The 24,466-nt window shown below is 60.9% G+C and carries 24 protein-coding genes; 5 read left to right on the top strand and 19 right to left on the bottom strand.

The window, feature by feature from the left end; translation table 11 throughout:
• The first annotated feature begins 44 nt into the window (after positions 1–44).
• Positions 45–1,037, top strand: coding sequence for an RNA polymerase sigma factor RpoS (rpoS, locus tag EDF75_RS17990; protein WP_004866938.1), 993 nt, complete (start codon positions 45–47; stop codon positions 1,035–1,037).
• 65 nt (positions 1,038–1,102) lie between these two features.
• Here the strand turns inward: rpoS and EDF75_RS17985 are convergent, their stop codons facing one another.
• A complete protein-coding gene (locus tag EDF75_RS17985) occupies positions 1,103–1,480 on the bottom strand; it encodes a DUF4440 domain-containing protein (RefSeq protein WP_133600381.1) in 378 nt (125 codons plus the stop codon).
• Positions 1,477–2,691 (bottom strand): MFS transporter, encoded by a 1,215-nt coding sequence (locus EDF75_RS17980; RefSeq protein ID WP_133600380.1) that lies wholly within the window; start codon positions 2,689–2,691, stop codon positions 1,477–1,479. The genes EDF75_RS17985 and EDF75_RS17980 overlap by 4 nt, the downstream gene beginning before the upstream one ends.
• 109 nt (positions 2,692–2,800) lie before the next feature.
• Here EDF75_RS17980 and EDF75_RS17975 point away from each other — a divergent pair, with 109 nt between their 5' ends.
• Positions 2,801–3,688 carry a LysR family transcriptional regulator gene (locus tag EDF75_RS17975; protein WP_133600379.1) on the top strand — a complete coding sequence of 296 codons (888 nt, stop codon included), beginning with the start codon at positions 2,801–2,803 and terminating at the stop codon, positions 3,686–3,688.
• A gap of 84 nt (positions 3,689–3,772) precedes the next feature.
• On the opposite strand, the gene mutS is transcribed toward EDF75_RS17975, so the two are convergent.
• From mutS to EDF75_RS17945, 6 genes are all read right to left on the bottom strand, one after another.
• Positions 3,773–6,334 (bottom strand): DNA mismatch repair protein MutS, encoded by a 2,562-nt coding sequence (gene mutS, locus EDF75_RS17970; protein ID WP_133600378.1) that lies wholly within the window; start codon positions 6,332–6,334, stop codon positions 3,773–3,775.
• Between the two features lie 184 nt (positions 6,335–6,518).
• Positions 6,519–7,298, bottom strand: a complete 780-nt coding sequence (locus EDF75_RS17965; RefSeq protein ID WP_133600377.1) for a heme ABC transporter ATP-binding protein — start codon at positions 7,296–7,298, stop codon at positions 6,519–6,521.
• Entirely contained in the window at positions 7,291–8,286 is a 996-nt protein-coding gene (locus tag EDF75_RS17960) for a FecCD family ABC transporter permease (protein WP_133600376.1), read from the bottom strand. The genes EDF75_RS17965 and EDF75_RS17960 overlap by 8 nt, the downstream gene beginning before the upstream one ends.
• Positions 8,286–9,104: a heme/hemin ABC transporter substrate-binding protein gene (locus EDF75_RS17955; protein WP_133600375.1), complete on the bottom strand. Its 819-nt coding sequence runs from the start codon at positions 9,102–9,104 to the stop codon at positions 8,286–8,288. Before EDF75_RS17955 ends, EDF75_RS17960 begins: the two co-directional genes overlap by 1 nt.
• Positions 9,101–10,141 (bottom strand): hemin-degrading factor, encoded by a 1,041-nt coding sequence (locus EDF75_RS17950; RefSeq protein WP_133600374.1) that lies wholly within the window; start codon positions 10,139–10,141, stop codon positions 9,101–9,103. The genes EDF75_RS17955 and EDF75_RS17950 overlap by 4 nt, the downstream gene beginning before the upstream one ends.
• A 72-nt stretch (positions 10,142–10,213) precedes the next feature.
• Positions 10,214–12,586, bottom strand: coding sequence for a TonB-dependent receptor domain-containing protein (locus EDF75_RS17945; protein WP_133600373.1), 2,373 nt, complete (start codon positions 12,584–12,586; stop codon positions 10,214–10,216).
• Between the two features lie 241 nt (positions 12,587–12,827).
• Here EDF75_RS17945 and EDF75_RS17940 point away from each other — a divergent pair, with 241 nt between their 5' ends.
• A complete protein-coding gene (locus EDF75_RS17940; RefSeq protein WP_133600372.1) occupies positions 12,828–13,109 on the top strand; it encodes an Rdx family protein in 282 nt (93 codons plus the stop codon).
• A gap of 76 nt (positions 13,110–13,185) precedes the next feature.
• Positions 13,186–13,530 (top strand): nitrous oxide-stimulated promoter family protein, encoded by a 345-nt coding sequence (locus EDF75_RS17935; protein ID WP_095098513.1) that lies wholly within the window; start codon positions 13,186–13,188, stop codon positions 13,528–13,530.
• A 24-nt stretch (positions 13,531–13,554) separates the two neighbouring features.
• Here EDF75_RS17935 and sitD read toward each other — a convergent pair whose 3' ends face one another.
• The 11 genes from sitD to hypA form a co-directional block, all read right to left on the bottom strand.
• On the bottom strand, positions 13,555–14,409 hold the full coding sequence (gene sitD / locus EDF75_RS17930; RefSeq protein WP_133600371.1) for an iron/manganese ABC transporter permease subunit SitD: 855 nt from the start codon (positions 14,407–14,409) through the stop codon (positions 13,555–13,557).
• Positions 14,403–15,251 (bottom strand): iron/manganese ABC transporter permease subunit SitC, encoded by an 849-nt coding sequence (sitC, locus tag EDF75_RS17925; RefSeq protein WP_133600370.1) that lies wholly within the window; start codon positions 15,249–15,251, stop codon positions 14,403–14,405. Before sitC ends, sitD begins: the two co-directional genes overlap by 7 nt.
• Positions 15,248–16,069 carry a manganese/iron ABC transporter ATP-binding protein gene (locus EDF75_RS17920; protein ID WP_133600369.1) on the bottom strand — a complete coding sequence of 274 codons (822 nt, stop codon included), beginning with the start codon at positions 16,067–16,069 and terminating at the stop codon, positions 15,248–15,250. Before EDF75_RS17920 ends, sitC begins: the two co-directional genes overlap by 4 nt.
• Positions 16,066–16,983 carry a metal ABC transporter substrate-binding protein gene (locus EDF75_RS17915; protein ID WP_095098502.1) on the bottom strand — a complete coding sequence of 306 codons (918 nt, stop codon included), beginning with the start codon at positions 16,981–16,983 and terminating at the stop codon, positions 16,066–16,068. The genes EDF75_RS17920 and EDF75_RS17915 overlap by 4 nt, the downstream gene beginning before the upstream one ends.
• 279 nt (positions 16,984–17,262) lie before the next feature.
• Entirely contained in the window at positions 17,263–17,691 is a 429-nt protein-coding gene (locus EDF75_RS17910) for a TOBE domain-containing protein (RefSeq protein WP_133600368.1), read from the bottom strand.
• A gap of 36 nt (positions 17,692–17,727) precedes the next feature.
• On the bottom strand, positions 17,728–19,800 hold the full coding sequence (gene flhA / locus EDF75_RS17905) for a formate hydrogenlyase transcriptional activator FlhA (RefSeq protein ID WP_133600367.1): 2,073 nt from the start codon (positions 19,798–19,800) through the stop codon (positions 17,728–17,730).
• 257 nt (positions 19,801–20,057) lie between these two features.
• Positions 20,058–21,068 carry a hydrogenase expression/formation protein HypE gene (hypE, locus tag EDF75_RS17900; RefSeq protein WP_133600366.1) on the bottom strand — a complete coding sequence of 337 codons (1,011 nt, stop codon included), beginning with the start codon at positions 21,066–21,068 and terminating at the stop codon, positions 20,058–20,060.
• The gene (gene hypD / locus EDF75_RS17895) at positions 21,065–22,186 is read right to left on the bottom strand and encodes a hydrogenase formation protein HypD (RefSeq protein WP_133600365.1); all 1,122 of its coding nucleotides are present in this window, start codon (positions 22,184–22,186) and stop codon (positions 21,065–21,067) included. The genes hypE and hypD overlap by 4 nt, the downstream gene beginning before the upstream one ends.
• Positions 22,186–22,458: a HypC/HybG/HupF family hydrogenase formation chaperone gene (locus tag EDF75_RS17890; RefSeq protein ID WP_133600364.1), complete on the bottom strand. Its 273-nt coding sequence runs from the start codon at positions 22,456–22,458 to the stop codon at positions 22,186–22,188. The genes hypD and EDF75_RS17890 overlap by 1 nt, the downstream gene beginning before the upstream one ends.
• Complete coding sequence (gene hypB, locus EDF75_RS17885; RefSeq protein ID WP_133600363.1) at positions 22,449–23,321, bottom strand: hydrogenase nickel incorporation protein HypB; 873 nt, start codon at positions 23,319–23,321, stop codon at positions 22,449–22,451. Before hypB ends, EDF75_RS17890 begins: the two co-directional genes overlap by 10 nt.
• Before the next feature lie 87 nt (positions 23,322–23,408).
• The gene (hypA, locus tag EDF75_RS17880) at positions 23,409–23,759 is read right to left on the bottom strand and encodes a hydrogenase maturation nickel metallochaperone HypA (RefSeq protein WP_133600362.1); all 351 of its coding nucleotides are present in this window, start codon (positions 23,757–23,759) and stop codon (positions 23,409–23,411) included.
• A 214-nt stretch (positions 23,760–23,973) separates the two neighbouring features.
• Here hypA and hycA point away from each other — a divergent pair, with 214 nt between their 5' ends.
• The gene (gene hycA / locus EDF75_RS17875; protein ID WP_133600361.1) at positions 23,974–24,423 is read left to right on the top strand and encodes a formate hydrogenlyase regulator HycA; all 450 of its coding nucleotides are present in this window, start codon (positions 23,974–23,976) and stop codon (positions 24,421–24,423) included.
• Positions 24,424–24,466 lie beyond the last annotated feature (43 nt).

Genomic DNA, 24,466 nt, shown 5'->3' with positions numbered 1-24,466 from the left:
AGCGAAGGTGCTTTGCTCAGGGATCACGGGTAGGAGCCATCTTTATGAGTCAGAATACGCTGAAAGTTCATGATTTAAATGAAGACGCGGAATTTGATGAGAACGGAGTTGAGGTTTTCGACGAGAAAGCCTTAGTAGAAGAGGAACCCAGTGATAGCGATCTGGCCGAGGAGGATCTCCTGTCGCAAGGCGCAACGCAACGCGTGCTTGATGCGACACAGCTCTATCTTGGTGAGATTGGTTATTCCCCGCTGCTGACGGCTGAAGAAGAGGTCTACTTCGCCCGACGCGCGTTGCGTGGTGATGTCGCTTCACGCCGCCGGATGATAGAAAGTAACCTGCGTCTGGTGGTAAAAATTGCCCGTCGTTATAGCAATCGTGGTCTGGCGCTGCTGGATCTGATTGAAGAGGGCAACCTGGGGCTGATCCGCGCGGTTGAAAAGTTTGACCCGGAACGTGGGTTCCGTTTTTCAACTTATGCAACCTGGTGGATTCGTCAAACGATTGAACGGGCGATTATGAACCAAACCCGTACCATTCGTTTACCTATCCATATTGTGAAAGAGCTGAACGTTTATCTGCGTACCGCGCGCGAGTTGTCCCATAAGCTGGACCACGAGCCGAGTGCGGAAGAGATTGCCGAACAGCTGGATAAGCCGGTTGATGACGTTAGCCGTATGCTGCGTCTGAACGAGCGCATCACCTCGGTGGATACCCCGCTGGGCGGTGACTCGGAAAAAGCGCTGCTGGATATTCTGGCCGATGAAAAAGATAACGGCCCGGAAGACACCACGCAGGACGATGATATGAAACAAAGCATCGTCAAATGGCTGTTCGAACTGAACGCCAAGCAGCGTGAAGTCCTGGCGCGTCGTTTTGGCCTGCTGGGCTATGAAGCCGCTACGCTTGAAGATGTAGGTCGTGAAATTGGCCTGACCCGTGAACGCGTGCGTCAGATCCAGGTTGAAGGCCTGCGCCGCCTGCGGGAAATCCTGCAGGGTCAGGGGCTGAACATCGAAGCGCTATTCCGCGAATAAGACATTTTTCTTAAAAAAGGCCCGATCCTTCGATTGGGCCTTTTCTTTTTCTGGCCTGCCTTGCTCTACCCCTGCCAGGTCTCCTGCAGGTGGCGCCACAAAATCCGCTCATCCTCCTGCCTGAACACCACCGTTGACCAGCGCACCGTCGGCGCCTGTCCGGGAAGGGTCTGCGTTTCCCGATAGAGAACCGCCGCGCCGTCGTGCCAGCGGGCAAGCTCCGTAAGGCTATCAATGGCGATGGTCAGGCCCGCGCGGCTGCCGCCGGCCTGCTGGAAAAAATCGCTGACCGTTGGCTGGTCCATACGGGCGCCGCCGGTGGTGAGCAGCGTAAAATCCGGGGTAAAACGGGCCATTAACGCCTCCGCGCTTCCTTCCTTGCGGCCTAACCACCTTTCAATAACCACGTGGGCATTAAGAACTTCCTCAAAATATGCGCTCATTTCTTCTCCATTTTGCTATGCAGGCGCAGGATCAGCGCCCGGTTGTCGAATCGCAGGCAGCTCAGCAGGGGGATAAGGGTTACCCCGGCTGCGGTAATAAACACCCCGCGCCACGCCAGCGCGGTGGGGTAGTAGTGGAGCAGGACGCTGAGCAGCGTCGCCAGCAGCGCCGCGCCGGCTAAAAAGCTGAGCTGGCGGTTGATATTCCACAGCGCGCTGGCGTCCGGCAGGTGATGATTGGCGATATTCAAAAAGGCGCTGCTTTGTGCCGTACTGCTGCACAGGCTGCCGCCCGCGCCCATCAGGGTGAAGGCGCTTATCAGGGCGACCGCCGGGGTCTGCGGGCCTACGCCGATCAGCAGCAGGATCCCCACCGCCTGAAGCAGGCATCCGCTGATAATAAACGGCCGGGGGCCGAAGCGATTGTAGTATCTGCCGGTCAGCGTTATCGCCACAAACGATGCCAGCGACCACGGCAGCATCAGCGACCCGACGGCGGAAGGCGACATGCCGGTGAGGGTTTGCAGGTAAAACAGGCCGACGACGTTGATGCCAATAAACGTGCCGGGAACGCAGAGATAAATCAGCATCGCGAAGCGCAGCAGCGGGTCGGCCAGCAGCGGCAGGTGTAAAAAGCGCCTCGGACGCGTCGCCTTCGCCTCTTTTTCAAGCCAGCAGGCGGCCAGGATAAGCGTCAGAAAGGCGACGGGCAGGCTGGCAAAGAAAACCCATCGCCAGCTGAACGTCTGCACCAGCAGCCCGCCAAGCGCCGGAGAGCAGGCGGGAGCCAGCAGCCCGACCAGCATCACCGCGGCGGAGAGCTTTGCCCGCTCGTGGCTCTGAAAGTACTGCCAGGTCATCGCCTGACCAACGGGAATTAATAGCCCGCCGCCGATCCCCTGCAGCGCGCGCCAGAAAATCAGCGCGCTCAGCGACTTCGCCATTCCGGATCCCAGCGCCGCCGCGCTGAACAGCAGCAGCGACAGCAGAAAAACGCGGCGGGCGCCAAACCGCTGCGCAAGCCAGGCGCTGAAGGGGATCACCAGCGTGAGCCCGGCAATATAGCCGTTGCTGACCCAGGTGAGCTCCCCTACGGAGGCGTTAAGCGCCCGGCTCATGTCGGGAAAGGCAACGCTGGCGATGAACATATTGATTAAGTCGAGAAAAAAACCGAGCAGAAAAACGGTGGCAACCTTGCTGCGATACGTCATGGCGATCTCCGGTAAAGAAGGTCGCTACTCTAAACCCCTGCGTCGGGGGGATAAACGCGGCGAAGCGGGATATACTGTCTTATAATTTTTGACAATAAGCTGAATTAGCATGCTGAATCTGCAACGTATGGCGATGTTTGTGGCGGTGGTGGACTGCGGAAGTTTTACCGCGGCGGCGGTCGCCCTGGCCCAGACCAAGGCGGTGGTGAGCTTTAACGTGCGGCAGCTGGAGAGCGAGCTTGGCGTGACGCTGCTTTTACGCTCCACGCGGCGGCTGACCCTGACGGACGCGGGGACGGTGTTCTATCAGCGCGGCGTCGGGCTGCTGAAGGCGGCGGAAAATCTCCAGGATGAGGTGCGGGCCAGCCACGCCGGGTTGAGCGGCGAGCTGCGCATCACTACCACCCCGGAGTACGGGACGCGGGCGATCGTTCCCGCCCTGGCCGAATTTAGCCAGCTGCATCCGGCGCTGCGCGTGCGCCACGTTTCATCCTCGCACCACGCCGATTTAATCTCCGAACGCTTTGATGTCGCCATTCGTCTCGGGACGCTGGCGGACTCGCGCTACCGCGCGGCGCTGATCTCGCGTTTTGCGATCCTGCCCGTTGCCGCACCCGCGTGGCTGGCGCAGCATCCGCTGACAACCCTTGAAGAGCTGGCCCAGGCCGAGTGGGTTATTCACGAGCGCCTGCAAACCCCGCTGCGCTGGCAGCTTAGCGGTCGGGATCGCAAGGCTATCGACTTTGAAATTAAAAAGCCCCCGCGCCTGTCGGCGGATAGCGCCAGTGCGCTAATGGCCTTCGCCCTTGCCGGCAGCGGCGTGGCGCTGCTGCCGGAGTGGCTGGTGGCTTCAGCGCTGGCTCAGGGGCGTTTGGTTCATCTGCTACCGGAGCTCAGCTTTCCGCCGCAGGGGGTCTATGCGGTCTATCCGGACGCGCGGCACGTGCCGACCAGGGTGCGGGCGTTTATCGATTTTTTACGTCAGCGGGCGGGGTAATATACCGGTTTCTGCGGCCATTTCTGCGGTTCACTCCCGGGCGAAGTATTGCTGCCCGGGAGTGACGTTCAGAGGATAAGAGGATTACGCCAGGCTTTTCAGCCGATAGATCCACTCTAGCGCCTGACGCGGCGTCAGCGTATCGGGGTCAAGATGCTCCAGCGCTTCGAGAGCCGGGGAGGTCTCCTCCGGAGCCGACAGCAGCGACATCTGCGTGCCGTCAACCTGGGTCGCCGCGGCGTTGGGCGAAATGCTCTCCAGCTCGCGCAGCTTCTGGCGAGCGCGCTTGATCACCTCTTTCGGCACCCCCGCCAGCGCCGCGACCGCCAGGCCGTAGCTTTTGCTCGCCGCGCCGTCCTGAACGCTGTGCATAAAGGCGATGGTGTCGCCGTGCTCCAGCGCGTCCAGATGGACGTTAGCCACTCCTTCCATTTTCTCCGGCAGCTGGGTGAGCTCGAAGTAGTGGGTGGCAAACAGGGTCAGCGCTTTTATCTTATTCGCCAGGCTCTCGGCGCAGGCCCACGCCAGCGACAGGCCGTCGTAGGTTGAGGTGCCGCGGCCAATTTCGTCCATCAGCACCAGACTGTGTTCGGTGGCGTTATGCAGAATATTGGCGGTTTCGGTCATCTCGACCATAAAGGTTGAGCGGCCGCTTGCCAGATCGTCCGCCGCGCCGACGCGGGTGAAGATGCGGTCGATAGGGCCGATGTCGACCTTTTGCGCCGGAACGTAGCTGCCGATCCAGGCCAGCAGCGCAATCAGCGCGGTCTGGCGCATATAGGTACTTTTACCGCCCATATTCGGACCGGTAATAATCAGCATCCGCCGCTGCGGCGACAGGGTGAGCGGGTTGGCGATAAACGGCTCTTTTAGCACCTGTTCCACCACCGGATGGCGGCCTTCGACAATGCGGATGCCCGGCTTATCGCTAAAGGTCGGGCAGCAGTAGTTAAGGGTTTCGGCGCGCTCGGCGAGGTTAATCAGCACGTCCAGCTCCGCCAGCGCGCTCGCGCTCTGCAGCAGGTCGGCAAGATGCGGCAGCAGCATATCAAACAGGCGATCGTACAGCTGTTTCTCCAGCGCCAGCGCCTTGCCTTTCGAGGTCAGCACCTTGTCTTCATACTCCTTGAGCTCAGGAATAATGTAGCGCTCGGCGTTTTTTAACGTCTGGCGACGGACGTAGTGAATCGGCGCGTGCTGGCTTTGGCCGCGGCTAATCTGGATGTAGTAGCCGTGAACCGCGTTGTAGCCCACCTTCAGCGTATCCAGCCCCAGCCGTTCGCGTTCGCGAACCTCCAGCTTATCGAGATAGTCCGTGGCGCCATCGGCCAGCGCGCGCCACTCGTCGAGCTCTTCGTTATAGCCCGGGGCAATCACGCCGCCGTCGCGCACCAGCACCGGAGGCGCGTCGATAATGGCTTTTTCCAGCAGCTCGCGCAGCTCGGCGAACTCGCCCATTTTATCGCGCAGCTGCTGCACCGGGGCGCAGGGGACGTCGGCCAGCATTTCGCGCAGCGCCGGCAGCTGCTGGAAGGCATGGCGCATGCGGGCTAAATCGCGCGGCCGCGCGGTGCGCAGCGCCAGGCGCGCCAAAATACGCTCCAGATCTCCGACCTGGCGCAGCACCGGCTGCAGTTCGCCATAGCGTTCCTGCAGGGCGCCGATGGTCTGCTGGCGCTCGATCAGCACCGCGGAATTGCGGATTGGCATATGCAGCCAGCGTTTAAGCATCCGGCTGCCCATCGGGGTGACGGTGCAGTCGAGGACCGAGGCGAGGGTATTGTCGGTGCCGCCGGCCAGGTTCTGGGTGATCTCGAGGTTACGGCGGGTGGCGGCATCCATAATGATGCTGTCCTGCTCGCGCTCCATGGTAATCGAGCGGATATGCGGCAGGGAGGTACGCTGGGTATCCTTGACGTACTGCAGCAGGCAGCCCGCCGCGCACAGGCCGCGCGGGGCGTTTTCGACCCCGAAGCCCACCAGGTCGCGGGTGCCGAACTGTAAATTCAGCTGCTGGCGCGCGGTGTCGATTTCAAACTCCCACAGCGGACGGCGGCGCAGGCCACGGCGGCCCTCAATCAGCGCCGCTTCGGCAAAATCTTCGGCATACAGCAGCTCTGCCGGGTTGGTGCGCTGCAGCTCCGCCGCCATGGTTTCGCGATCGGCCGGCTCGCTGAGGCGAAAACGCCCGGAGCTGATGTCCAGCGTTGCATAGCCGAAGCCCTTGCTGTCCTGCCAGATGGCGGCCAGCAAATTATCCTGACGCTCCTGCAGCAGCGCTTCATCGCTGATGGTGCCGGGCGTGACGATGCGTACCACTTTCCGTTCGACCGGTCCTTTGGTGGTGGCCGGATCGCCAATCTGTTCGCAAATCGCCACCGACTCGCCCTGATTCACCAGCTTCGCGAGGTAGTTTTCCACCGCATGGTGCGGGATCCCGGCCATCGGGATCGGCTCGCCCGCCGAGGCGCCGCGTTTGGTCAGCGAGATATCAAGCAGCTGCGAGGCGCGTTTAGCGTCGTCATAGAACAGCTCGTAAAAGTCGCCCATGCGGTAGAACAGCAGGATCTCCGGATGCTGCGCTTTCAGCTTCAGATACTGCTGCATCATCGGGGTGTGGGCGTCGAGATTGTCGATTGTACTCATAGAAAGTTATCCAGCTCCCTGGGTTTTAATGGGTTGCGATCTTTTTTGTTTTCGTTGGTATCACATGGGAGAGACATCATAACGGAGATACGACTTTCAGGGAAAGTGACGAAACAAGATGTAGCGATCCGCGTTCCAGTTGCTAAAGCGGGTAGCGCGGACGAGCGCGCTACCCACGGCGGAATTATGGCGCCAGATAGACCTGGGGGATCGGGTGATCGGGGTGCTGGCCGGTGCGCACGTCGGCGCCGTACCAGCGGCTGATGATCGGCTGCTGTATCACCTTATGCGGCGTGCCTTCCGCCACCAGCTTTCCCTGATGCATCAGCAGGATATGGTCGGCCCATAGCGCGGCGAGGTTAAGATCGTGCAGCACGATGCAGACGTGCAGCAGGCCGCTGCGGGTCAGCCGTTTCAGCAGGCGCAGCAGGTGCTGCTGATAGTAAAGATCCAGCGCCGAGGTCGGCTCATCAAGAAACAGCCAGCCCTGCGGAGCGTCGTCGCGCCACAGCTGGGCGAGACAGCGGGCCAGCTGCACTCGCTGCTGCTCGCCGCCGGAGAGCGAAGGGTAGCGCCTGCCGGCCAGATGGTCGCAGCCGGTCTCCGCCATCACCCTGCGGACCGCCTGGAGGTCCGGGGTTTTGCCCCACGGGGAGCGTCCCATAGCGATCACCGTCTCAACGGGCCAGTCGGCGTGCAGCTGGGTACGCTGCAGCATCACCGCCCGACGGCGGGAGAGCGCCTCCGGCGTCCAGCTTTCCAGCGGTCGGCCCTCTACGCGCCGTTCGCCGCTGTCCGGGGTTAAAAAGCCGGTCAGCAGGCGGAGCAGGGTCGATTTGCCCGCGCCGTTCGGGCCAATCAGCGCCGTCATTCCGGCCGCGCTCAGCTGCAGTGAAATATCGTCAATCAGCAGGCGTTGGCCGACGCGCAGCGACAGCGAGCGGGCGATATAGCTGTTATCCATTGATCGTCCTCTGCTGGCGGAAAATAAGCCATAAAAACCACGGGGCGCCGAGCATGCTGGTCAGCAGGCCGACCGGCATTTCGGCGGGCGCGGCGACGGTGCGGGCGAGGGTATCGGCGAGGAGCAGTAAAATCGCGCCGGCGAGCAGCGAGCCGGGGACCAGGCCGCGATGGTCCGGCCCCAGCCACATCCGCATCAGATGCGGAACCACCAGGCCAATAAAGCCGATCACTCCGCTGATGGCGACCGATGCCGCCACCAGCAGCGCGCTGCACAGCAGCAGAAGCCGCTGCAGCGCCCGGACGTTGACCCCGAGATAGTGCGCTTCCTCATCGCCAAGCTGCAGCAGGTTGAGGCGCGAGGCCATCAGCCATACCGCCGCCGACGCCGGGACCATCAGCGTGGCCGCCACCAGCAGCGTAGACCACTCCGCCTGGCCGAGGCTGCCCATCCCCCACAGGGAGAGCTGGCGCAGCTGGGTATCGTTGCTTATCCACGCCAGCGCGCCCACCAGCGCGCTGCACAGCGCGTTGATGGCAATCCCCACCAGCAGCAGGCGCGACAGCGAGCCGTCGCCGGCCCGGCTGAGGATAAAAATCACCACCATCACCGCCATGCTGCCGATAAAGGCCGCCAGCATCGGCGCATACAGCGCCACCAGTACCGGCACCGACAGCGGCAGCACCAGCCAGCAGGCCACCGCCAGCGCCGCGCCGCTGCTGATCCCCAGCAGGCCGGGGTCGGCGAGCGGGTTGCGAAACAGCCCCTGCATCACGCAGCCGGAGAGCGCCAGCGCGGCGCCGACCAGCAGCGCCAGTAGCACGCGAGGCAGACGAATCGTCAGCCAGATATGGCGCAGCACCTCATCTCCTGACGGCCACAGGCTGGCGAGCGGCAGACGCATCGCCCCGAGGGTGGTGGCGAACAGCGTCAGCCCTGCCAGCAGCAACAGCATTAGCCACAGAGTACGGGCGGGAGCGGCACGCATCAGGGCAGCTGCTCCGCTTTTTGCCGCAGCGTGATGACCGCCTGCGGCGTGCGTGGGCCAAACCCGAGCAGCGCCATATCGTCAATCACCAGCACCTGCTTATGGCGGCCCGCCGGGGTTTGCGCCAGGCCGGGGAGTTTCCACAGTCCCGCTTCGCCCCCCATGCCCTTAAGCCCGTCGGCGGAGATGACCACCAGGTCCGGCAGGCTGGCGACCACGCCCTCCTGGGACATGCTGCGGTAGTGGTCGAAGCCCTGCATCGCGTTCTGCAGGCCGGCGGCGCGGATCGCGCCATCGGCCGCCGTCTGCTTCCCGGCAACCAGCGTGTTCATCCCGCCGTGGCTGAGAATAAACAGCACCCGCTTGTTAAGCGGCTGGCTGGGGATCTGCGCGATCTGCTGGTGCAGCTTCTGCAGCAGCGCATCGCCCTGTTCCTGTTTGCCTAAGGCATCAGCAATCGTGGCGACCTTTTTATCAATTGACGCCAGGCTGTAGCCCCCCGGTACGTCAATAACCTTCACGCTGCTTTCCTGCACCTTTTTTAGCACCAGCGAAGGCTGGGCCTGGGCGCTGGCCAGCACGAGGGTCGGACGCAGCGAGAGGATCCCTTCGGCGTTGAGCTGGCGCAGATAGCCCACGTCCGGCAGCGACTGCGCCTCGGCGGGCCAGGTGCTGGTGCTGTCTTTGGCGACCAGCTGCTGCTGGGCATTGAGGGCGTAAACCACTTCGGTGACGTCGCCGCCGAGAGAGATGATGCGTTCGGCGGCGGCGCTGGCAAACAGCGGCAAGACCGTCAGCAGTACGAGCCAGCGTTTCATGCGGTCTGTCCTTCCGTCGTCAGACGGTCAACCTGGCTGCGCCACTGCTCCTGCTCCGGGTGGCCTTCGCTGCGCTGGCCGAAGAGCTGGGCGATCTGCGTGCCGTCTTTGGCGAACAGCTCGACGCTGGTAACGTGACCGTCAGCGGTCGGCTTGCGGGTCACCCAAACCTCGTCAACGCTGTCTTCGCGCAGGTGCAGCGTAAAGGTGCTGTTGAAAATATTGAGCCAGCCGCGCATCGGCAGCAGCTTTTCGAGCGCGCCGGTAAAAATTTGCACGCAGCCGCGGTTGCCGACGAAAATCATAATTTCGTTGCCCTCTTCGCGGACGGCGCCCAGCAGGCGCGGCAGGGCATCGTTTTCAATGCGGCAGGCGAGGTCGTCGCTCACCGCCCGGAAAGCCTGCTGGCGCGACAGGTTATGCTTTCTCAGCAGGACGAAGAACTGGTGCACGTCGGTCATCGCGCGCCACTCGCTCTCCAGCGCAGCGCCGTCGACGGTGTCTGCATATTTTGCGATCTCGACGGGACGAATCGCCAGCGGCGTCGGCGCGTTCTGGGTGTGCTCAGCAATCAGCGCGTCCCAGGCTGCCATATCGGTTTGCTCGATGGCGTAGACCTTCAGCAGCGCGTCGCCGTGATGATCGAAGAACTGAATGCTCTGGCGATCGTTGTCGGTCAGGTGGAACGCGCTGGCCCACTGGCTGAGAAACAGGCGCAGGTCGAGGGCCCGCGGGTTGAGCACCAGTCCGGCGTGGCCGTTGAGGTGCTGGTGGGTAAATTCGCCGACCTGCTCGTGGACCGCGTATTCGTTGCGGCAGATGCACTTCGTTTCGCCGACGGCTTCCAGCGCGGCCAGGATAGCGCGCGCGTCGTCCTGCAGGCGCACGGCATCGTAGCCGAGGCGGGCTTCGGTCAGTTCGGCTTCGCTAATCCCCATTTCGGCGGCGATATCGCGGGCGTATTTGGCGGAGGATTGCGCTTTAGTGGTCAGATAGCGCTGCCACAGCGGGGCAGGTTGATGTTGAGCGTCTAGCATAATTCACATCCTTCTCTACGATGAGTATCCCCGGCACGATGGCCGGGGGCAGGTTTCTTATTATTGGATCTATCAAAAATCGACGTTCACGCCCAGCTGCCAGGTACGGCCAGGCATCGTCGCCAGCGCTTTGTCATTGGCATCCTGGTTGGTCGATGTCTCGATATTACGGCTACTCAGGTAATCCCAGTATTTACGATCGGTAATGTTGTAAACCCCGCCGTTCAGGCGCACGTTCTTCGCCACCTGCCAGTAAGCGGTCCAGTCGAGCATGCCGTAGCCAGGCACGCGAATATATTCGCTGGTGGAATCGGTGATCGCCGAGCCGGTGTTGGTATAGCTTTCGCGGTTGGTGGTGCTGGCGCGTTTGCCCTTAACAAAGGTCGCGGTCAGCGCGGTACCGTACACTTTTGCCGGGTCGTCCCAGGCCACGCCGACGATAGCCTTCATTGGCGCGACGCTATCGAGGTCGACGTACTTGTCGCCGTTATAGCTGGACTTCGATTTCCCTTCGCTATAGCCGTAGGCGAGGGTGGCGCTCAGGCCGTTAACCTCTTCAAACCAGGTGCCAAAGTTAAATTTGGCGCTGATTTCGCCGCCGTAGATATAGGCCTTATCGCGGTTTTCCGCCTGATAAATGGTATAGATATTCGACGGTACGTTGGTGAATTGGTCCGGGTTGCCGGAGCGCGTGTAGCGGCTATAGGCGATAAAGTTTTTATAGCTGTTGTAGAACAGCGCGGTGCGCATGGTGATGCCTTCCGTCACCTCGCCCTTCATCCCCCACTCGAAGTTATCGCTGGTTTCGGTTTTCAGATCGGTATTGCCGATCAGCGCGTACTGCGCCCGTCCGGCATAGCTGGAGCCGAGGTTCCATGAGCCGTACAGCTGGCTGGCGTTCGGGAACTGCGCGCCGCGCTGGTACTGCAGGTAGGTCATCAGGCGCGGAGTCATATCGTACTGCAGGGTCAGCGACGGCAGCGCCTGGGTATCGGAGTTCTTACCGTACAGCGTCGAGACGGCGGAGCCGGTCAGCACGCTGCTGTTGGTGGTCAGGTCCGAGAGGTTCTCCGGCTTGGTCGACTGATGCACGACGCGAATGCCCGGGATCACGGCGAAGTTATGGCTGTCGAGATCGAAGTTAATCTTATCCTGCACGAAGCCGGCGATGATGTAGCCGCGGCTATCCGCTTCCGGCTGCATGATCGCGCTGTAGACGCTCGGCACCGGCGACTGGCTGAACGGACGCTGGGTTTTGGTGGTGCTGGCGTTGAGGCCACCGCTCAGGTCATGACGGCCCACGGATTTGGCCAGCGCGGTCTGGAACCCCCAGGTGTCGGTGTCAAAGTTCGAGTTCACGGTCTCCATGGAGAGGGCGGTGCTATCCGGCATCCAGGTCCAGTCGTGGGCCTCGGTATGCTGGTAGTAGACCTTAGTCGACACGCTATCGATATAGTCGTTCATCGGCGTCCAGTCGTCTTTCAGGCTCAGCCCCCAGCGGCGCGTCTGGCTGGTCTGGTTGGCGGTGCCGATAACGCTGCCGCCGCTGGAGTCCCAGGCGTCGTAGTGCGTATGGTTGGTTTTATGGTAGTAATCAAAGGTGCCGGTCAGCTTATGCTCTTCATTTGGCTGCCAGATCCCGGAGGTCATAAAGGCGTCGGAGTGCCAGTTGGCCGGATATGAATCGACGGTTCCGCTGTTATTTTCCGTTTCCTGGCCGTCGCGACGGCTGTAGACGAAGATCCCGCGCAGGGTCTCGTCGCCGCCGGCGATGGTGACGCCGTTGTGCCAGCTGCGGTCGGCGGAGTCGTAGCCGCTCTGGTAGCCGAAGGCGCTGGTTTTGCCAGGACGCAGGTAGTCATCGGCAGATTTCGGACGGAAAGAGACGTTACCGCCGATGGAGCTGTTGGCCGTTTCGCTGGAGGTGGCGCCGGACTGAATATTGATGCTGCCGTACATGTACGGGTCAATGTAGTCGCGGCCGATGCCGAAGGTGTTGAGGCCCGCTCGGCTGACGTAGCTGCGTCCGGTGGCGTTTGGCTGGGCGATGCCGTCGACGTCGATCCCGACGCGGTTGCTCTCCATGCCGCGAATGTTGTAGCCGGTGTAGCCGCCGCGGTCGAAGCCGCTTTTACCGTTGCCCGAACCGCCGCTGGCGCCGGTGGCGCCAATCAGCGGCTCATAGCGCATGATGGAGCCAAAATCTTTCGCGCCTTTATCCTGCAGATCCTGAGCGCTAATGGTGTGTTCGCTGCCTGCTTTCAGCTCGGGCGCGGGTGCGGTCACGGTCATCAGCTCCGAACTATCATCGGATGATGCATCGCTGGTGAGATTTTTATTGGTGCTGTCAGCCGCCCCGGCGGAGGTCTGATAAATTGCTGCGAGCAAAGAAGTCACCAGCAGGCTTTTTTTAAACCATGCTGTTGATTGAGTGGATTTGTACATAGTAGCCACGCCTTGATAATTATTAGTATCGGCTCACGCGTTACTTCCAGATTTGTCGATTCACCCCGTTATTTCCCTGCGCTGGCGAATTCATTCCCTGTAATTTTGCGAATACTAATGATAAGTATTACCATTTGCAACTAATTCATTATATCTCCACATTTTATTCATAAAGTTGCTTACAATTCGGCTTAACGATTAACTAACCTGATCATTCAGGTAGGAACTATTGAGGATAACAATGACTAAGCGCGCCATTACCATCACCTACTGCTCCCAGTGCAACTGGATGCTGCGCGCCAGCTGGATGGCGCAGGAGCTGCTGCACACCTTCAGCACCGATATCGGCTCGGTAACGCTGGTGCCGGGAACCGGGGGAATATTCACCATCACCGTAGACGATGTGCAAATCTGGGATCGCAAACAGGACGACGGTTTCCCCGATGCGGCGGAGCTCAAGCGTCGGGTACGCGACGTCTGCTTCCCGGAAAAACCGCTGGGGCACGTGGATAAGCCGGCCTAATCCTCAGGGAGTAACCGGCTGCACCGCGCCGCCTTAAGGTGTATTATAGGTGCATCTTTATTGCCGGGGGCAGGCTATGGCGGGTAAACGTATCGATCGCGAAAAAGAGACCATCAGCAGGATGATTTCGCTCTATCGGCGCCGCTGCCCGGAGGCTACAGGCGACGCGGAGCACTATCAGGCGCTCAACGCCTATGCCGATAAGCGGCTGGATAAATGCGTGTTTGGTGAAGAAAAGCCGGCCTGCAAGCAGTGCCCGGTGCACTGCTATCAGCCGGCAAAACGCGAAGAGATGAAGCAGATCATGCGCTGGGCGGGGCCGCGAATGCTCTGGCGCCACCCGATATTAACCATTCGTCATCTGATTGATGACCGGCGCCCGGTACCCGAGCTGCCGGAAAAATACCGGCCAAAAAAATAGCCGGCGCTTTTCCAGGCAGTGGCGCTAGCCGCGGCCCTCGACCTCTGCGGAGTCGGCCTGCGTCCGGCTATCGCGCATCGAAGTATAAACGAACGTAATGATAAACAGCGCGGTGAACAGCACCACGATGGTGGGCGCCGGGGCGCTATCGAGATAAAACGACAGCCAGACGCCGCCCAGCGAACAGCTCACGGCGAGCGCCACCGCCAGCAGCAGCGCGCTGATAAAGCGCCGCGTCAGCAGCAGCGCGATAGCGCCCGGCGCTATCAGCAGCGAAATCGACAAAATAATCCCCACCGCTTTCAGCGTCGCGACGATCGTCAGCGCAATCATGCACAGCAGCCCGTAGTGCAGCAGCCCGCAGCGTAAACCGCTGGCCTTGGCCTGATGAGGGTCGAAGGCGTGCAGCAGAAAATCGCGCCACTTCAGCCCAATAATCAGCGCAATAGCCAGTGCTATCAGCGACGTTTGCGCGATATCGCTCGCGGAGATGCCCAGCATATCGCCGAACAGAATATGGTCGAGATGAATCTCGGACTGAATGGCGACGTATAGCACCAGCCCTGCGCCAAACATGCCGGAAAAGACGATCCCCATGATCGTGTCGCGCTTGATGCGGCTATTGTCATCAAGATAGCCGGTGGCAATGGCGCAGAACAGCCCGGCAATAAAGGCGCCGATGGCGAATGGAATGCCGACGATGTACGCCACCACCACCCCCGGAAACACCGCGTGGCTCATGGCATCGCCCATCAGCGCCCAGCCTTTAAGCACCAAAAACACCGACAGCAGGGCGCAGGGGACGGCAACGATAGCCGCCACCAGCATGGCGTTAATCATAAAAGAGAACTGGAACGGTTCGAGCAGAGCGGTCAGCATGAGGCCTCCCTGGCGCGACGGCGGCTGGCAAGCAGGCCGTGCTTTGGCGCGAAGATAAATGCCGCCAGAAACAGCAGCGTTTGGGCCACCACGATAATGCCGCCGGTGGCGCCGTCCAGATAGTAGCTCAGCCAGGCGCCGAAGAAGCTGGTCAGGCTTCCGATGGCGACGGCAATCGCCAGCAGGCGCGGAAAGCGGTCGGTGAGCAGCCAGGCGGTGGCGCCGGGGGTGACCACCAGGCAAATCACCAGAAACGCGCCCACGGTTTGCAGCGCCGCAACGGTACAGGCCGCCAGCAGGGTGAAGAACAGCAGCTTGAGTCCGGTGGTGTTCAGGCCGATGGAGCGCGCGTGGCTTTCATCGAAAAAGGTCACCATCAGATCTTTCCATTTCAGCAGCAGGATGATTATCGAAATAAAGCCAATCGCCGCCAGCTGGATAATATCCTCCGGGGCAATCGCCAGAATATTGCCAAGGATAATGGTCTGAATATTTACCGAGGTCGGGTTGAGCGACACCATAAACAGCCCGATACCGAAGAAGGAGGAGAAAATCAGCCCGATAATGGCATCCTCCTTGAGCTTTGAGCGCTGGTTGAGAAACAGCATGCTGCCCGCCGCCAGCCCGCCGGAGAGAAAGGCGCCCAGCGCAAAGGGCAGGCCGAGCATATAGGCTCCCGCCACGCCGGGGACGATCGAGTGGGAAAGGGCATCGCCAATCAGCGACCAGCCTTTAAGCATCAGGTAGCACGAGAGAAATGCGCACACGCCGCCGACCAGCGCGGAGACCCACATCGCGTTCAGCATATACTGATAGCCAAACGGCTCGATCAGCCAGTTCATCCTTCGCCTCCTGTTGCCCGGCGGCTGATAAACGGCCGTTCATCGTCGGTAATGATGCGATCCTCGCCGCCTTTCAGCACCACGTGGCGCAGCACGCCGCTAAAGGCAAGCTCCAGATTCTCGGCGGTAAAGGTGGTCTCGGTCGGGCCGCTCGCGAGAACGGTGCCTTTGACCATCACGGTGTAGTCGCAAAACTCGCTGACCGAACCGAGATTGTGGGTTGAGACCAGCATGGTGCAGCCTTCATCGCGCAGCTCCCGCAGCAGGGCGATGATCCGCGCTTCGGTCTGCACGTCGACGCCGGTAAAGGGTTCATCCAGCAGGATCACCTTGCCCTGCTGGGCGATGGCTCTGGCAAGGAACACACGCTTTTTCTGGCCGCCGGAGAGTTCGCCGATCTGCCGCTGGCGGTATTCGCTCATGCCTACGCGCGCCAGCGCCGCGTCAACGATCTCGCGATCGCGAGCCTTTGCCCGCCGCAGCCAGCCCATATGGCCGTAGCGTCCCATCATCACTACGTCCTCCACCAGCACCGGGAACGACCAGTCGACCTCTTCGGACTGTGGGACGTAGGCCACCAGATTTTGCCGCAGCGCCTGGTTGACCGGCCGGCCGAGAATCGCAATCTCGCCGCGCGCCAGGCGCACGAAGCCCATCAGCGCTTTAAACAGGGTCGATTTCCCCGAGCCGTTCACCCCAACCAGCGCGGCAATCGAACCCTGCGGGACGCTGAAGGAGGCATCCCGCAGCGCGGTATGGCCGTTGCGGTAGGTTACGCTGACCCGATCGATGACCAGCCCCGCCGTTCCTGCGCTCATGGCTGTTTCCTCAGGCCGTCGTTGATGCCCTGGACGATGGTTTGCGTGGTCACCCGCAGCAGATCGAGATAGGTAGGTACCGGGCCGTCGGCGGTGCTCAGGGAGTCAACGTAGAGCACGCCACCGTAGTGGGCGCCGGCTTCGCGCGCGACCTGGCGCGCCGGCTTATCGGAGATGGTGCTTTCGCTGAAGATGGTCGGGATATGCTCTTTTTTCATGGTGTCGATGGTTTTACGCACCTGCTGCGGCGTGCCCTGCTGGTCGGCGTTAATCGGCCATAAATAGCGCTCCTGCAGGCCGTTATCGCGGGCGAGGTAGGAGAATGCGCCTTCGCTGGTGACCAGCCAGCGCTTATCCTCCGGCAGTTTCGCCAGCTGCGCTTTCAGCGGCGCCATGGTCTGGCGGATTTTTTCCTTGTAGGCCTCAGCGTTGCGGCGATAGACGTCGGCGTTGTCCGGATCGTATTTCACCAGCGCGTCGCGGATGTTATCGACGTAGATTAAGGCGTTGTCCGCCGACATCCACGCATGCGGGTTGGGCTTGCCGTTATAGGGGCCGTCGCTGATGCCCATCGGCTGAATGCCGTTGCTGACCACCACTTCCGGCACGCCGTTTAAATGCTGGTAGAAGCGGGCGAACCACAGTTCGAGATTCAGACCGTTGGCGAGAATGAGCTGCGCTCCCTGGGCGCGCTTGATATCACCGGGCGTGGGCTGATACTCATGGATCTCGGCCCCCGGTTTGGTAATTGAACTCACCTCGGCGGCATCGCCGGCCACGTTCTGCGCCATATCGGCGATCACCGTAAAGGTGGTGATGACCTTAAATTTATCTTTCGCCTGCGCGGGGGCGACGGCGAGGATCGCCAGAGTAGCGGCAAACATCAGGTGTTTCAGCGGTGGCAGGTGCAGCATAGGTTCCCTCACAACGTTGCGATTAATTAATCATCATTTATAGCCTGTGCTATGTTATATAGCACAAGCTATTGTTAAATGAAAATGATTATTATTTAGATGGTGGGCGAATAATGAGCGTGGAAACGATAGCGTGGCATAGCGGCGGAGGGGAAACGGGCGCGAAATCGACGCCCGATCGGCGCAGCGCCAGCGGAAAAATGCCGAAAGGCGCTGCTGACGCGGAGGTTTGCAATGAACGCTGTTTCACTCAAAGTGAAGCAGCGCTTTGAGTCTGACTCAGGCGCGGGTTGCGAGGAGGATCGCCGATGCTTTGATCAGCGCAATCACGCGGCTGCCCTGCGCGAGCTTCATTTCCTGCTGGCTTTCGTTGGTGACGACAGCGACAATCTCAAAACCGGCATCGGTTTTAATATGTACGGTGTCGTTGACCGCGCCTTCCGTTACGCGGATCACGCTGCCGGCAAACTGGTTGCGTGCGGAGAACTTCAGGCCGCAATCCTCGGTCGCGAGGGTGACCCACGGCGCTTTAACCAGCGCAATGGCCTCTTTTCCTGCGACCAGGCCCAGCGCTTCCTTGCTGCTGTGGGTGACAATTGCCACCAGCTTTGCGCCGCCCGCGAGGGTTAATTCAACCTCATCGTTAACTGCGCCCGTGGCTACCGCGCTGACCGTGCCGGTGAGCTGATTACGTGCTGATACCGCCATAGAATCTCCTTGTACCTGGTTGAGTGCGTGTCGGACCTATACTAGCTCATCTTTTGTAATACCCAATCTTTTCATCCGCGACAGCAGGGTCGTGCGCTTTAGGCCCAGACGCTGGGCGGCGCCTTTGGGGCCGGCAACCACGCCGTTGCTCTCTTTCAGCACGCGGACGATAAGCTGATACTCGTCTTCGCCCTCCTGCGGCAGAATTTCTGCCGCCATCGGTTCCGGATCGCTGCTCAGCTCGGGCATGGATAGCTGCAGCACGCTGCCGCGGGTCAGCAGCACCGCGCGCTCAATAACGTTTTCCAGCTCGCGGACGTTGCCCGGCCACTCCATGCGGCTTAGGGTGCGCAGGGTTTCAGCCGGAATGCTGTCGATATTGCGCCCAAGACGGCGGGCAATTTTAAAGGTGAAGGCTTTGACCAGCAGCGGAATATCATCCGGACGTTCGCGCAGCGGCGGGATATGGATCGGAAAAACGTTGAGCCGGTAGTAGAGATCGCTGCGGAACTCGCGATCGGCGACCATCTGCCTGAGATCGCGGTTGGTCGCGGCGATCAGCCGCACGTCGGTGCGGATCAGCTTATTGCTGCCGAGGCGCTCAAACTCCTGCTCCTGCAGCACGCGCAGCAGCTTCGGCTGGAGCTCAACCGGCATATCGCCGACCTCATCGAGAAACAGCGAGCTTTTGTCCGCCAGCTCAAAACGACCGATACGCTGGGCGCTGGCGCCGGTAAAGGCTCCGCGCTCGTGGCCGAAGAGGTCGCTTTCCAGCAGCCCGGCGGGCATCGCCGCGCAGTTCATTTTCACCATTCGCCGGGCGTTGCGGCCGCTGAGGTTATGGATCGCGCGGGCAATCAGCTCTTTACCGGTGCCGGTTTCGCCGAGGATCAGCACGGTGCTGTCGCTGTGCGCCACCATTTCGACCTGCTTGAGCACGCTGTGCATCGCTTCGCTGCGGCCAATTATCTCGCCAAACTCGCTCTCGACGTTGTTCAACTGCTCGGTCAGCGCGAGGTTCTCATCAACCAGCCGCTCTTTCAGACGCTGGATCTCGCGATACGCCAGCGCGTTATCGACGGCGATCGATACGCGCTCGGCAATCTGGCGCAGCAGCTTGAGATTGGTGGTGGTGAAGACCTTCTCATCGCACTGCGCCAGCTTCAGGACCCCAAGCAGGGTATTGCCGGACATCAGCGGCAGCAGGCACAGGGTCTGAATCTGGTTACCCCACATCTCGAAGAGCATTTTTTCGTACGGCGCCAGGGAGTCGTGTTCGTGCAAATTGAGCAGCAGCATCTCTTTGCTTTTAAACACCCGCTCGGTCAGCGTTCCGGCCTCGTTGACCTCGCTTTGGTCGTGCACCGGATGGCTGGCGTCGAGGTAGTGGGTCGAGTAGATATTCAGCTTGCCTTTGCGGCCGCTGCGCAGCACCACGCTAATGGCGTCGATGCGGAAATAGCGGTGGATCTCTTTGGCGACCTCGCTGACCAGCTCATCGATATCCAGCCGGGAGAGCACGGCGTTGGTGATGGCAACCAGAATGCGGAAGTTATCGCGCTCGTGGCACAGCAGATCGTAATCAACGTTATTGCTGACCCGACTCTGGATCTGCTCGGTGACCACGGCGACGATCTGCGTGAAGGTGTGCAGGCGCTGATACTCTTTTTCCGTCCACGGACGGGCATCGTTGCGGATAAACTCGCAGCCGCCGAAGATGCGGCCTTCTGCCGCCAGCGGCAGCAGGCAGTAATGGCCGAACGACGGGTAGAGGCCGCTATCGGCCAGCTGCGGCCAGGCTTCGACAAAGGTGGCGCGGTCGCAGTGCAGCGCGTCGGGGCGCGAGAGCAGGCGCCGCACCGGCCCGTGGGCGAGCACGGTTTCATCTTCGTAGCTCACCGGCAGGCCCGCTTCGTCGCAGGCGTATCTGGCCGCGCGGTGGTTGCCGGCGTTCCAGAGAATAATAGCGGCGCGATCCGCCAGCGCGGACTGTCTGACCAGACGCGTCAGCGTTTCGCTCAGCGCGGCCAGATCGGGCTGCTGTAATAAAACTCGGGTGATGTCGAACAGACCCTGCTGCCCGAAATCGCCCAACGGTGTATACGACATTGCTTACGTCCAAAAAGCGCCGACAAAGCAGCGCATAAGAAAGTGATGACATAAATATACCCGTCATACTTCAAGTTGCATTTGCGTGGGTTGCGTTCAGTCACCCGAATCACTTACCTGAGTAAGCTCATCGGGATCCCCTCGCTTGCCGCCTTCCTGCAACTCGAATTATTTAGGATGTAATAGTATGTTAATAAAGCATTTTTGCGCCAGTCGGGCGCTTTCCGCCGCAACGCTACCCCGGCGGCCAGAGGCGACTAGCAAATTCGCGGCAGCGGCTCGGCGTGAGGAAGATCGAGGGTGCGTTTCACGCCGTACAGGCCGACGGACCGCACGCCGCTGCGCTCAACCACTTCGCCAACTATCGCCGCGCGGCGGCCGAGCGGGTGCGCCCGCAGCCGGGTCAGCGCCGCTTCCGCCGCATCGCGAGCGACGGCGATAACCAGCTTGCCTTCATTGGCAAAGTTGAGGGCATCGAGCCCAAGCAGTTCGCAAACGCCGCGTACGGTATCGTTGACCGGCAGCTCGCGTTCGTGCAGCTCAATCCCGCAGCCGCTGGCCGCGGCAAATTCATGGGCCACCGCGTTAACGCCGCCGCGGGTGGCATCGCGCAGCGCTTTCACGCCGGGAAGGTCGCGCAGCGTCTGAATCAGCGGCGTTAATACCGCACAGTCGCTGGAGAGCGCGCCGTCCAGCCCGAGCCCTTCGCGCAAATTCAGAATGGTGGCCCCGTGATCTCCCAGCGTGCCGCTGACCAGCAGCACGTCGCCGGGCGTAATCTGCCGTGCTCCCCAGCGGATCTCGGGAGGAATCGCGCCAATCCCGGCGGTATTGATAAACAGCTTATCCGCCGCCCCGCGCGGCACGACTTTGGTATCACCGGTGACGATAGCGATATCCGCCGCCTGAGCGGTCTGCGCCATGCTGTTCACCACCTTCTCAAGGGTGGCTATCTCCAGCCCCTCTTCGAGGATAAAACCGCATGAGAGGTAGCGCGGCAGAGCGCCGCTTACCGCCACGTCGTTAGCGGTGCCGCATACAGCCAGCTTGCCGATATCGCCGCCGGGAAAAAACAGCGGATCGATAACGTAGCCGTCGGTGGAGAAGGCGAGGCGATCCCCCTGGGCGGCAAGCTGCACCAGGTCAAGCCGCGCCTGATCCTCCTGCTCCGCCAGCCACGGATTGGCGAAGGCCTGCATAAACAGGGAGGCGATCAGCTGCTGCATCGCCTGACCGCCGCTACCGTGGGCTAACTGGATGCTTTTCATGCTTCGTTTTCCTGACTGCGATATTGATACCAGGCGGCGCAGGCGCCTTCTGATGAGACCATCAGCGCGCCGAACGCGCTTTGCGGATTACAGACCTGCCCGAATAACGGGCACTGATGCGGTTTGCAGCGTCCGGTCAGCACCTCGCCGCAGCGGGCTCGCGGGTCGTCACAAACGCGCTGGGGCGCCGGGCGAAAATGGGCTTCGGCGTCGAAACGCTGATACTCAGGCGTCAGCCCTACGCCGGAAGCGCTGATGACCCCAAGCCCGCGCCATTCGCTGTCGCCGGAGAGACAGAACACGTCGGCAATCGCCTGCTGCGCCAGCGGATTACCTGCATCGGGTACTACGCGACGATACTGGTTCTCGACCCGGCTGCACCGCGCTATTGTCTGCTCAACCAGCATCACCGCGCCTTGCAGTAGATCAAGAGGTTCGAATCCAGCAACCACTAAAGGCCGGCGGTAGTCGCTGGCGATAAACCCGTAGGCTTCGGTACCAATGACCATGCTGACGTGACCGGGGGCGAGGAAGGCGTCGATACCGTTGTCCGGAGTATCGAGCAGTCTGCGCAGGGTCGGGAGCAGGGTAATGTGCTGGCAGAAAAAGAAGAAGTTATCGACGTCGCGGTCGCGCGCCTGGCGTAGGGTCAGCGCGGTGGCGGGCATGGTCGTTTCAAAGCCCAGCCCGAAGAACACCACCTCGCGGTCGGGGTTTTGCTGCGCCAGCTTCAGGGCATCGACCGGCGAATAGACGATGCGCACGTCGGCTCCGCGCGATTTTGCCTGCAGCAAGGAGCCGTTTTTCCCCGGTACGCGCATCGCATCGCCGAAGGTGCAGAAAATGACGCCCGGGCGGCCGGCAATTTCAATGCAGGCGTCAATGCGGCCCATCGGCAGGACGCAGACCGGGCATCCGGGACCGTGGATAAATTCAATATTTTCCGGCAGCAGCTGGTCGAGGCCGAATTTAAAGATAGCGTGGGTGTGGCCGCCGCAAACCTCCATAATCCGCAGCGGACGGGCGGCGGTATGCGGCAGCAGGCGAGCGCGCTCCCGCAGGCGATCCACCAGCTGCAGCACCTGCTCCGGCGCGCGGTATTCATCAACGAAACGCATTATCGCTCCTCGCCGAACAGCAGGGCGCCGACGTCCGGCTCGACCTCAAACATATTTTGCAGCGCCGCGAGGGTATCGCGGGCTTCGGCTTCATTAATGATGCTCATGGCGAAGCCGACGTGCACCAGCACCCACTGGCCGAGCCGCGGCCGGCCCTGCTCATCGACGGTGCCCACCAGCGTTAAGTCGACCTCGCGCTGGATGCCGCAGATCTCGACCCTGGCCTGGTTGCCTTCAATGGCGCAAATTTGTCCCGGGACGCCTATGCACATTGCTGCGCCTCCAGCCAGTTAAGCCACTGCTCCATGCCCTCTCCGCTGGTGGCGGAAAGCAGGATGATTTCAATATCAGGGTTTACCTCCCGCGCGCAGGCGAGGCACTGCTCAACGTCAAAATTGAGGTACGGCAGGAGATCGATTTTGTTCAGCAGCATCAGGCTGGCGGCGGCGAACATATGCGGATACTTCAGGGGCTTGTCTTCACCTTCGGTCACCGACAGGACCGCGACCTTGTGCCGCTCGCCGAGATCGAAGCCCGCCGGGCATACCAGGTTGCCGACGTTTTCAATAAACAGGATGCCGCTATCGGCAAGTTCCAGGCGTGGGGCGGCCTCGGCGATCATCTGCGCGTCGAGGTGGCAGCCCTTGCCGGTGTTGACCTGAATGGCCGGCGTGCCGGTGGCGCGGATGCGCGCCGCATCGTTGACCGTTTGCTGGTCGCCTTCAATCACCGCGCAGGCGGTTTTCGCCTTCAGGCGCAGCAGGGTTTCGGTCAGCAGGGTGGTTTTGCCGGAGCCGGGGCTGGAGACCAGGTTCAGCACCAGCTGGCCTTTGGCCGCAAAGCGGGCGCGGTTGCGGGCGGCCAGACGGTTGTTCTTCTCCAGCACGTCAATTTCAACGTCCAGCATTTTACGCTGGCTAATGCCCGGCGCATGGGTACCCGCCTCGCCGTGGCCGTAGTGCAGGTCGCCCTCAGCGGAGCGGCTGGGGGTAAAACCGTCGGTTTTGACGCCGGTAATGGTCATCGGCCGGCGCGTAGCCGGCGCGAAGGGGGCGCTGCGAAACGCCGAGTGGGGGTTACGTTCGTCACCTTCTATATAAAGGTTGCCTTCCCCACAGCCGCAGGTGGTACACATAATTTTACTCCTGGTCTATCCCGCCATACTGCGCGTTGTTTCTCTGCTGGCGGCGCTCGCGCGCCTGCCGCCGCGATCCCGGGCGCACTATGCGGGGATCACTTCTATTCTCTGAATCTGTAAGCCATCGTCCGCCACGATCTGCAGCCCGTCGCTCTGACACTGCGGGCAGCGCCGCACGTGCTGAGAGATCAGACGCACGTACTGCTGGCAGGACTCACACCAGCATTCGGCCTGCTGTTCGGCGATATGCAGCTCGCAGCCTTCGGCCAGCGTGCCGCGGCACACCAGTTCAAAGCAGAAGGTCAGCGCGCTGGCCTCCACGCAGGAAAAGGCCCCGACCTTGAGCCACACGCCGGTGACCCGACGCGCGCCGGCCTGCTGCGCCTGCTGTTCAATAATTTCCAACGCCCGCTGGCTAAGCGTGATTTCGTGCATGGTGGCCTCCACATCGCCGCAATGGGCCATATATGCAATAACGATGCCAGGGCATCGGTACTGTCGGAGAAACTGTCGATGACGATGACCTGATGACGTCGTCGACATGTCGCTGAAGGCCCCGAATTTTATTAATTTCAATAAATATCAATAAGATGAAATTTGGCATAGAAAATGCTAGTGCAGTGCATCTCATGCAACCGGGAGATCCGAGATGACTATTTGGGAAATAAGTGAAAAGGCGGACTACATCGCCGATCGTCACCGCCAGCATCAGGAGCAGTGGCATACCTACTGCAACTCGTTGGTTCAGGGCATCACCTTGTCGAAGGCGCGCCTGCATCATGCGATGAGCTGCGCGCCGGACAAAGAGCTGTGCTTCGTGCTGTTCGGCCACTTTCAGGTTTTTGTCGCGCTGGCGGAAGGCTTTAACAACCACACCATCGAATACTACGTACAAAGCAAAAATGGCGAAGATAAGCGCTTGATCGCGCAGGCTACGTTGGCTTCTGACGGCACCATCGACGGGCGCATCAGCAACCGCTCCCGCGAGAAGGTGCTGGAGCATTATCTGGCGATCGTGGCGACCGTATACGACCGCCTGTACGACGCCATGGAACAGGACCAGCCGGTGGATTTAAGCCATCTGCAGCTGGACGACTAAGCGCAAGGTGTCGACGGGTGTCGAAAATGACATCTGCACAACC

The sequence above is a fragment of the Klebsiella sp. BIGb0149 genome (genome assembly GCF_004362605.1).
Lineage (GTDB): Bacteria > Pseudomonadota > Gammaproteobacteria > Enterobacterales > Enterobacteriaceae > Klebsiella > Klebsiella terrigena.
Note: the sequence above shows the minus strand (reverse complement) of the source record. Positions and strands in the feature narration are given on the sequence as shown.